Consider the following 9,157-nt stretch of genomic DNA (forward strand, 5'->3'; position numbering starts at 1 on the left):
GGCCGCCCGCCGGGCTGCGTCCAGCCCCGCCCGACGATGACCCCGTCCTTGACGATGACCGCGCCGACGGCCGGATTGGGCCAGGTACGCCCCTGCCCGCGCTTACCCAGCGCCAGCGCAAGCTGCATGAAGCGAAAATCGGCGTCCTTGGCCTCGCGGGCCTTCTGCGCGAACTGATCTTCCAGGATACGGAAGATCATTTGCGGATCGCGGCGAGCCGCGCTTCCTCCTCACCGGAGAGCTCGCCGAGCACGTCGGCGAAATCCTTGGCCTCGCGGAAATTGCGATAGACCGAAGCGAAGCGCACATAGGCGACGTCGTCGAGCGTGCGCAGATGCTCCATCACGGTCTCGCCGATCACCTCCGAGGAGATCTCGGCCTCGCCCCCGGTCTCGAGCTCGCGCACGATGGTGGAGACCATCTTCTCCACCCTTTCAGGCTCGACCTGCCGCTTGCGCAGGGAGATCGAGACCGAGCGCATCAGCTTGTCGCGGTCGAACGGCACGCGGCGGCCGTTGCGCTTGATCACCGTGAGCTCGCGCAGCTGCACGCGCTCGAAGGTGGTGAAGCGGAAATTGCAGGCGACGCACACGCGCCGCCTGCGGATCACGGAAGAGTCCTCGGTCGGACGCGAGTCCTTTACCTGCGTATCGAGACTGTTGCAGTTCGGGCAGCGCATCCGCTTGGCCTACTTACTGGTAGATCGGGAACCGGTCGGTGAGCGCCTTGACCCGTTCCTTGATCGCGGCTTCGACCAGCGGCGCCTTGCCGTCGTCGGACTGCGCGATCGCGTTGAGGACCTCGGCAATCATGCCGGCGACCTGCTGGAATTCGGCAACGCCGAAACCGCGGGTGGTCGCCGCCGGGGTGCCGAGACGCAGGCCCGAGGTGACGAAGGGCTTTTCGGGGTCAAACGGAATGCCGTTCTTGTTGCAGGTGATGGCGGCGCGAACCAGCGCCTTCTCCGAGACGTTGCCCTTGAGGCCCTTCGGCCGGAGGTCGACCAGCATCAGATGGTTGTCGGTGCCGCCGGAGACGATGTCGAAGCCGTGGCTCTTCATCGCCTCGGCCAGTGCCTTGGCGTTCTCGACGACGTTCTTCGCATAGACCTTGAAGTCCGGACGCAGCGCTTCGCCAAAGGCAACCGCCTTCGCCGCGATCACATGCATCAGGGGGCCGCCCTGCAGGCCGGGGAAAATCGCCGAGTTGAGCTTCTTGGCGAGCGCCTCGTCGTTGGAGAGGATCAGGCCGCCGCGCGGACCGCGCAGCGACTTGTGCGTGGTGGTGGTGGTGACGTGGGCATGCGGCACGGGCGAAGCATGCACGCCGCCGGCGACGAGGCCCGCAAAGTGGGCCATGTCGACCAGGAGATAGGCGCCGACCGAGTCCGCGATCTCGCGGAAGCGCTTGAAGTCCCAGGCACGCGAATAGGCCGAGCCGCCGGCAACGATCAGCTTCGGCTTCACCTCTTCGGCCTGCTTGGCGACCGCGTCCATGTCGATGATCTGGTCCTCGCGGCGCACGGTGTAGTGCGCGGCCTTGAACCACTTGCCGCTCATGTTGACGGGCGAACCGTGGGTGAGATGGCCGCCGGCCGCGAGATCGAGCCCCATGAAGGTATCGCCGGGCTGCAGCAGCGCCAGAAACACAGCCTGGTTCATCTGGCTGCCGGAGTTCGGCTGCACGTTGGCGAATTTGGCGCCGAACAGCTTCTTGGCACGATCGATCGCGAGGTTCTCGGCGACGTCGACCCACTCACAACCGCCGTAGTAGCGCGCGCCCGGATAGCCTTCCGCATATTTGTTGGTCATGACCGAACCCTGCGCTTCCAGCACGGCCCGGCTGACGATGTTCTCGGAGGCGATCAGCTCGACCTCGTGGCGCTGACGGCCAAGCTCGCCCTTGATGGCGGCGGCGATTTCCGGGTCGGCCTGCTCGAGCGAGGCGGCGAAAAACGAATCGGGCGCGGAGGCGGTCTTGGGTGCGGTCATCTTGCGAATATCTCCACCGCCGCAGCCTTTTGGCGGGCTACGGGCGGTCTGGTGTGGCGATCGGAAGCGGCGAGCGCGATCTACCACATCGCCCGCAACAGGCCAAGCATTTGCGGGTCGGGTGCGAGATTTGTGCAAGATATGGTGGGGAGTGGAGGTTTTCGGTGACGGGCCAGCCTGAGGGAATCGCCCGCCCGTCACATCCGAAATGGGGCCGATTCGGGCCTTTAATTCCTCCTACCCGAAGCCGCGAGGTGCGGCAGAAATCGCGTCACAGCCCGGTATACCCCGCCTTCACGGGGTCCACGCTGCCATCGAGCTGGCGCAGATAGGTCAGGCCGCAAACAGTCAACCTGTGCGGGTCCTTCTCGCCGGCCTCCATCAATGTCGTGAGATAGTTCGTGACCTTGGCCCGGGCCTCCTCGCTGGCCGCGGCGGTGCGGTTGGCGAGCAGGTCATAGGTCTGCATGATGCGGTCGATGGCGGCTTCCATGGCACCCTCTGGTTCTCTTGAATTTTCGGAGTCTTGTTCAGGCAACCGCGCGGGCCTCGGACTGCGTCTCGAACCACGTGATCGCCTTGTTGGCGAGCCTGATCTTGTTGAATTCGCCCTGTTGGAGCAGCTTCACGATAATCCCCAGCAGGTGTTCGTCGGTGACGAGGGTATCGGGGATCGCGCCGGAGCGGCGCAGGTAGTTCGCGGCGATGGCGTAGGCCTCGCTCACGAGTTCCACGTTCATCGCCTGAAGCCCGCGCTCGACCAGCATCGACTTGTCTCCGATCCGAAGGAGATAAGTGCTGAGGCCGGAGCTGGTTCCGCAGCGCGAGCAATTTTTTCGCAGGTGCACAAAGTAAAACGCACCGGTCCGGAGGGGATCCGGGCCGGCGCGATGGGGAAGTTGAGGCACAGTTCGGGAAGCCTGCCGGTCTTGTTGGGGGCCGGCTTGGCCTTGATCCCTTGAGAAAACTCAGAGCCGATAGAGGATCTGGTCGGTCCAGAACCGCTCGAGGCGATGCAGCGACTTGTTGAGGGTCGAGAACTCCTCGCCGGAGATGCCGCCGACCTGCTCCACCGTCTTGACGTGCTTCTGGTACAGCGTATCGACGATGCGGCGGACTTCCTGGCCCTGCGGGGTCAGGCGGATGCGCACCGAGCGGCGATCAACGCGCGAGCGCTGATGATCGAGGAAGCCGAGCTCGACGAGCTTCTTCAGATTGTAGGAGACGTTGGAGCCGAGATAGTAACCGCGCGTGCGCAGCTCGCCCGCGGTCAGCTCCTTGTCGCCGATGTTGTAGAGCAGGAGCGCCTGCACCGAGTTGATGTCGGCGCGACCACGACGATCGAACTCGTCCTTGATCACGTCGAGGAGCCGGCGATGCAGCCGCTCCACCAGAGTCAAAGCTTCCAGATAGAGCGACTGCACCGAACCCTGCTGGCCGGAGACGCGCTCTGCGGTATCTGCCGCAGTTGCGACGGCTTTCATCATGACACTTCCCCTGTTGTCGTTTTTATCGACACTTATTCGACGAAACTTGTGCTCCGTCTGATAGGTGCAACTTAAGGGGCTCGTTTGAAGATCGGCTTAAATAAGAGAATAAAGAGATCATGAATTTAAGACAGTGAATTGCGGATTAAGCCTGTGCCACAAGCACTTTTCGCAACGCTCTGTTGACCTTCGCAAGGTCCTGTTCACCCTCCGTCCGCCCCCGTTGTCGCATTCCAGAACAGGCCCGCTCCGTTTCGAAACGGGCGCGTAACAGCTGTGGCGGAACCGGCTGGTCAACGAAAACTTACCGCAAATTTTAGGCAACCAACGGTCAACCAAGAGCGCGCGAAACGTTTCGTGTCCCGGACAAGCGAAGCGCAGAGCCGGGACCCAGAAAGCCACAAATGAGATCGCGGAGAGATGGGCCCCGGCTCTGCAGCGCACCGCTAAAGTAGCGCTGCGTCCGGGGCACGAGAGCTTTCGTATCGCGAAACGCTGCTACGGCGGCCGTTCGCGCGCGGCCATCCAGGCGAGCGCGAGATAAGCGGCGAGCATGAAGGCCTCGACGCCGACGACGATCAGGCTGCCGCCGTAGATGCCCGGGAACATCAGCTCGATCACCGCCATCGACACCACGGTCGTGAGCCACACCACCGCGCCCCACGGCGTTGCCAGCCACAGGCCGACCGCAGCGACGAGCTCGATCACGGCGAAGTAGACGGTCGCGGCCTGCCAGGCCATCGACTGGTTCTCGAACGCCTCGTCCTCGCCGCCGACGAAGCCCGTCACCTGCGCCCAGTGATAGAGACCTTTCAGGATCGAGAGCAGCGCCATCACCCGCAGGAACAGCACGAGGCGGCGCGTCCAGACATTGTCGTCGGACTCCGAACGCTCCGACGAGATCGCAGCCACCGACATCGCGCTGTCTCTGGCATTGTCTCTGACGGCGTCCCTGGGGCTGCCGTCACGGGCCGCATCGCGGGTGGAGATCTCGGACATGGGCCCCTTCTGGCTGCTTCGGCCCGCAAAATCAATCGGCTGCCCATCCCTTGCGGCAGGTCAAGCCGCGGTGACGGGAACCATGCGAGCTGGTATAAGAATAATTCCAGCCGGAGGAAGAGTGATGGCGATTAAATACGGACGTCCGATCGAATTGCGCGAGGTTTCGCGCCGGGATGGCACTGGCGCCTCCCCTGCCCTCGATCTGACCGTCCGCCCGCGCCGCAACCGCAAGGCCGAATGGGCCCGGCGCATGGTGCGGGAGAACGTGCTCACCACGGACGATCTGATCTGGCCGCTGTTCCTGATCGACGGCAACAACAAGCGCGAGCAGGTCGCCTCGATGCCAGGGGTCGAGCGCCTCAGCGTCGACCAGGCGGTGCGTGAGGCCGAGCGCGCAATGAAGCTCACCATCCCCTGCATCGCGCTGTTTCCCTACACCGACCCCTCCTTGCGCGATGAGGACGGTTCTGAAGCGACCAATCCGAACAATCTGGTCTGCCAGGCGGTGCGTGCAATCAAGAAGGAGTTTCCGGAGATCGGCGTCCTCTGCGACGTCGCGCTCGATCCCTTCACCAGCCACGGCCATGACGGCTTGATCTCCGACGGCAAGATTTTGAACGACGAGACGGTCGCCGTGCTGGTGCGTCAGGCGCTGGTGCAGGCCGAGGCCGGCTGCGACATCATCGCGCCCTCCGACATGATGGACGGTCGTGTCGCCGCGATCCGCGAGGCGCTGGATCGCACAGGCCTGCTCGACGTGCAGATCATGGCCTATGCGGCCAAATACGCCTCCGCCTTCTACGGCCCGTTCCGGGACGCCATCGGATCGGCCAAGACGCTCACCGGCGACAAGCGCACCTATCAGATGGACAGCGCCAACACCGACGAAGCGCTGCGCGAGGTCGAGCTCGACATCGCCGAGGGCGCCGACATGGTGATGGTAAAGCCCGGCATGCCCTATCTCGACGTGGTCCGCCGCGTGAAGGACACCTTTGCGATGCCGACCTTCGCCTACCAGGTCTCCGGCGAATACGCGATGATCGCGGCCGCCGCGAACAACGGCTGGCTCGACGGCGAGCGCGCGATGATGGAGAGCCTCCTGGCGTTCAAGCGCGCCGGCGCCGACGGCGTGCTGAGCTACTTTGCACCGAAGGCGGCGGAGAAGCTGCGCGCGCAGGGGTAGGTCTCGTAGAGCGACCTCTCAGCAACTCCCGTCATTCCGGGGCGATGCGTTAGCATCGAACCCGGAATCTCGAGATTCCGGGTTCGGTCCTGCGGACCGCCCCGGAATGACAGCGGCGAGAGAACGCCGCCGAATCGCCGGAATATTTCGGCTTGTTAATGTCCCTGCGCCCTTGGCACGGGGATGGGCTGTTCCCATGTCCTGCTCGAGGGTTTTCCCTCTGTTTCCCCCTGGGAGGACGGACGATGTCGTATGACTCGGGCAATTCAGGCGCCTGGCGCAATGACGGCGGGGCGCAGCCGCATGCCTACGACCCCTATCTGCATCCGGAACTGTTCCGCGGCGTTGCGACGCGGCGCGCATTCGCCTTCCTGATCGACATGGTCGTGATCTCGGTGCCGGTGATCCTCGGCTACGTCTTCATCGCGGTGTTCGGCGTGGTCACCCTCGGCATCGGCTGGGCGCTGTTCTGGCTGGCCTGGCCGGCCTCCGTGATCTGGGCCATCGTCTATTATGGCGCCTGCATCGGCGGTCCCTCGTCGGCGACGGTCGGCATGCGCCTGATGGATCTGGAGCTGCGCACCTGGTACGGCGCGCCCGGCTATTTCGTGCTCGGCGCCACCCACGCCGTGCTGTTCTGGGTGACGGTCTCGTTCCTGACGCCCTTCGTGGTGCTGGTCGGACTGTTCAACGGCCGCCGGCGCCTGCTGCATGACATCGTGCTGGGAACGGTCGTGATCAACAATTCCGTCCGCGCCCCGGTGCCGCAGACCGCGAGGACCTACTGAGCAACGACCTATCAACCAGGACCATCTAAGCTGACTGATCTGACCTGCCGAGCTGACCAATTGACCGGGGGCTTCCGTAGCGCGATGCTGATACTCACTTCGGAGGCCCACGACGTCCCTTGACCCAGCACTCGCGCGACACCCCCCAATTTTACCTTACGGCGCCCTCGCCCTGCCCGTATCTGCCGGGCCGGCATGAGCGCAAGGTGTTCACGCACCTCGTTGGGGAGCGCGCCGGAGACCTCAACGACCTCCTGACCCATGGCGGCTTCCGCCGCAGCCAATCGATCGCCTACCGTCCGGCCTGCGACCAGTGCCGCGCCTGCGTCTCGGTCCGGGTCGTCGCCAATGAGTTCCGGCCCTCCCGCAACTTCCGCAAGGTGATGGCACGCAACGCCGACATCATCGGCGAGCAGCGCAGCGCGGTGCCCACCTCCGAGCAATATTCGGTGTTCCGCGCCTATCTCGACGCCCGGCACCGCCATGGCGGCATGGCCGACATGACCGTGCTCGACTACGCCATGATGGTCGAGGACAGCCATGTCGAGACCCGCATCATCGAGTACCGCAAGCGCGGCCCCGACAGCGGTATCACCGGCCGCGGCGAGGAGCTGATCGCGGTGGCGCTGACCGACGTGCTCAGCGACGGTCTGTCGATGGTTTATTCGTTCTTCGAGCCGGGCCAGGTCAGCCGCTCGATGGGCACCTTCATGATCCTCGACCACATCGCCCGCGCCCGACGTCAGGGCCTGCCTTACGTCTATCTCGGCTACTGGATCGAGGGCTCGAAGAAGATGGACTACAAGGCCCGCTTCCTGCCGCAGCAGCGCCTCGCGCCCTCAGGCTGGCTGCGCATCGACGCGCAGGGGGATACGGCGTCCGAGCCGCAGGACTAAGCTGGCGAATAGCGAGTTGGGAGTAGCGAGTAGAGCCACCATTCGCTACTCGCCATTCGCCACTCACCCCATCAGCGTATCCGCCAGCAGCTTCAGATTCAAAATCACGATCACGCCCGCGACGATCCACGCGATCGCGGCGACGTAAGCGGGAATCGCGAACTGGCCCATCTTGCGGCGGTCGGAGACGAAGCGGACCAGCGGGATGACCGCAAAGGGCAGCTGCATCGACAGCACGACCTGACTGAATACCAGCAAATCGGCCGTGCCGCGCTCGCCATAGATCGCGGTGACGACGATCACGGGGACGATGGCGATGCCGCGCGTGAGCAGGCGGCGCGCCCAGCTCGGCAGGCGCAGGTCGAGAAAGCCTTCCATCACGATCTGGCCGGCGAGCGTCGCCGTCACCGTCGAGTTGAGGCCGGAGGCGAGCAGCGCCACTGCGAACAGCGTCGACGCAATGCCGAGGCCGAGCAGCGGCGACAACAGCTCGAAGGCCTGGCCGATCTCAGCGACATCGGAATGGCCGCTCTTGTGGAAGGTCGCAGCAGCGACGACGAGGATCGCGGCGTTGATGAAGAGCGCCAGCATCAGAGCGATGGTCGAGTCCGTCGTCGCCCATTTGATCGCCTCGCGGCGGCCGGTGTCGTTGCGCTCATAGGCGCGCGTCTGCACGATCGAGGAGTGCAGGTAGAGATTATGCGGCATCACGGTCGCGCCGATGATGCCGATCGCGATGTAGAGCATTTCAGGGTTGGTGAAGATCTCGCTCTTCGGCACGAAACCGCGCAGCACCTCCGCGACCGGCGGGGCCGCGGCTACGATCTGGACCGCGAAGCACACCGCGATCACCGCGAGCAGCGCGATGACGAAGGCTTCGAGGAAGCGGAAGCCGCGGTTCATCAGGATCAGAAGCAGAAAAGCGTCGAGGGCTGCGAGCAGCGCCCCGCCGATCAGGGGAATGCCGAACAGGAGCTTGAGCGCGATCGCGGTGCCGATCACCTCGGCGAGATCGCAGGCGATGATCGCCGCCTCGCAGGCCAGCCAGAGCAGGAAGTTCACCGCCGGCGAGTAGGTGGCGCGGCAGGCCTGCGCCAGGTCGCGGTCGGTGACGATGCCGAGCCGTGCCGCCAGCGACTGCAGCAGGATCGCCATCAGGTTCGAGAGCAGGATGACGGAGAGCAGCGTGTAGCCGAACTTCGATCCGCCCGCGAGGTCGGTCGCCCAGTTGCCGGGGTCCATGTAACCGACCGACACGAGATAGCCCGGACCGACAAAGGCCAGCAGCCGCCGCGACCAGTGGCCAGCGGCCGGGATCGCGACTGTGGAATTGACCTCCGCGAGGCTCTTGGTGGTGGGCGCATCAGTGCGCCAGCCGGCGGCGTCGGGGCTCAGGTGGGGTGATCGGGCATCCATGGGGCGAGAATACCCAACTTCCTTCTTATTGCAACTCATTTGCAACTGCATCTAGCGGCATGGGCTCCCGTCCCGGCCGGGATGCGGCCACCCTGTCGGAAAGCGGGTGGGTTTGGCGGGCCTCGCGGCCGGATACTGGCGCCAACTCGACTTTGCAGGACATGAGCCATGTCAAACCCGCCCCGTCTTCCCGACACCTTTGGCCGCCTCGCCTGGTCCAACCTCGCGGCACAGTCGGCCGAGCAGATCGCATTGGCCGCAGCCCCCATCGTCGCCGTGCTCACGCTCGGGGTCGCGGAAGGCCAGACCGGCCTGTTGCAGACCGCGCTGACCCTGCCCTTTGTGCTGTTCGCCATTCCGGCCGGCCTGCTCGCCGACCGCATCTCACGCCGCT

General features: G+C 64.6%; 10 protein-coding genes and 2 pseudogenes. 4 read left to right on the forward strand and 8 right to left on the reverse strand.

Annotated features, from left to right (window positions below; translation table 11 throughout):
• From MOV75_RS17280 to MOV75_RS17310, 7 genes and pseudogenes are all read right to left on the reverse strand, one after another.
• Positions 1-200 (reverse strand): annotated as a pseudogene (locus MOV75_RS17280) (riboflavin biosynthesis protein RibD); the annotation flags it as partial.
• Positions 197-679, reverse strand: a complete 483-nt coding sequence (gene nrdR / locus MOV75_RS17285) for a transcriptional regulator NrdR (RefSeq protein ID WP_007603426.1) — start codon at positions 677-679, stop codon at positions 197-199. The gene nrdR and the pseudogene MOV75_RS17280, both read right to left, overlap by 4 nt.
• Before the next feature lie 13 nt (positions 680-692).
• The gene (glyA, locus tag MOV75_RS17290; RefSeq protein WP_246927122.1) at positions 693-1,991 is read right to left on the reverse strand and encodes a serine hydroxymethyltransferase; all 1,299 of its coding nucleotides are present in this window, start codon (positions 1,989-1,991) and stop codon (positions 693-695) included.
• A 271-nt stretch (positions 1,992-2,262) separates the two neighbouring features.
• On the reverse strand, positions 2,263-2,484 hold the full coding sequence (locus tag MOV75_RS17295) for a hypothetical protein (protein ID WP_028144414.1): 222 nt from the start codon (positions 2,482-2,484) through the stop codon (positions 2,263-2,265).
• 37 nt (positions 2,485-2,521) lie between these two features.
• Positions 2,522-2,758 (reverse strand): hypothetical protein, encoded by a 237-nt coding sequence (locus MOV75_RS17300; protein ID WP_246927124.1) that lies wholly within the window; start codon positions 2,756-2,758, stop codon positions 2,522-2,524.
• Between the two features lie 201 nt (positions 2,759-2,959).
• Complete coding sequence (locus MOV75_RS17305) at positions 2,960-3,478, reverse strand: MarR family winged helix-turn-helix transcriptional regulator (protein WP_106952563.1); 519 nt, start codon at positions 3,476-3,478, stop codon at positions 2,960-2,962.
• A 498-nt stretch (positions 3,479-3,976) separates the two neighbouring features.
• A complete protein-coding gene (locus tag MOV75_RS17310; RefSeq protein ID WP_246927126.1) occupies positions 3,977-4,477 on the reverse strand; it encodes a DUF6163 family protein in 501 nt (166 codons plus the stop codon).
• A 124-nt stretch (positions 4,478-4,601) separates the two neighbouring features.
• Here MOV75_RS17310 and hemB point away from each other — a divergent pair, with 124 nt between their 5' ends.
• From hemB to MOV75_RS17325, 3 genes are all read left to right on the forward strand, one after another.
• Positions 4,602-5,663: a porphobilinogen synthase gene (gene hemB / locus MOV75_RS17315; RefSeq protein ID WP_246927128.1), complete on the forward strand. Its 1,062-nt coding sequence runs from the start codon at positions 4,602-4,604 to the stop codon at positions 5,661-5,663.
• 245 nt (positions 5,664-5,908) lie between these two features.
• Positions 5,909-6,451 (forward strand): RDD family protein, encoded by a 543-nt coding sequence (locus MOV75_RS17320; RefSeq protein WP_246927130.1) that lies wholly within the window; start codon positions 5,909-5,911, stop codon positions 6,449-6,451.
• A 119-nt stretch (positions 6,452-6,570) separates the two neighbouring features.
• The gene (locus MOV75_RS17325; RefSeq protein WP_246927132.1) at positions 6,571-7,347 is read left to right on the forward strand and encodes an arginyltransferase; all 777 of its coding nucleotides are present in this window, start codon (positions 6,571-6,573) and stop codon (positions 7,345-7,347) included.
• A gap of 63 nt (positions 7,348-7,410) precedes the next feature.
• On the opposite strand, the gene MOV75_RS17330 is transcribed toward MOV75_RS17325, so the two are convergent.
• A complete protein-coding gene (locus MOV75_RS17330) occupies positions 7,411-8,763 on the reverse strand; it encodes an Nramp family divalent metal transporter (RefSeq protein ID WP_246927136.1) in 1,353 nt (450 codons plus the stop codon).
• Positions 8,764-8,931: 168 nt separating this feature from the next.
• On the opposite strand from MOV75_RS17330, the pseudogene MOV75_RS17335 reads away from it, so the two are divergent.
• Positions 8,932-9,157 (forward strand): annotated as a pseudogene (locus tag MOV75_RS17335) (MFS transporter); the annotation flags it as partial.

Origin of the sequence: Bradyrhizobium sp. PRIMUS42 (assembly GCF_023006515.1) — a bacterium.
Classification (GTDB): domain Bacteria; phylum Pseudomonadota; class Alphaproteobacteria; order Rhizobiales; family Xanthobacteraceae; genus Bradyrhizobium.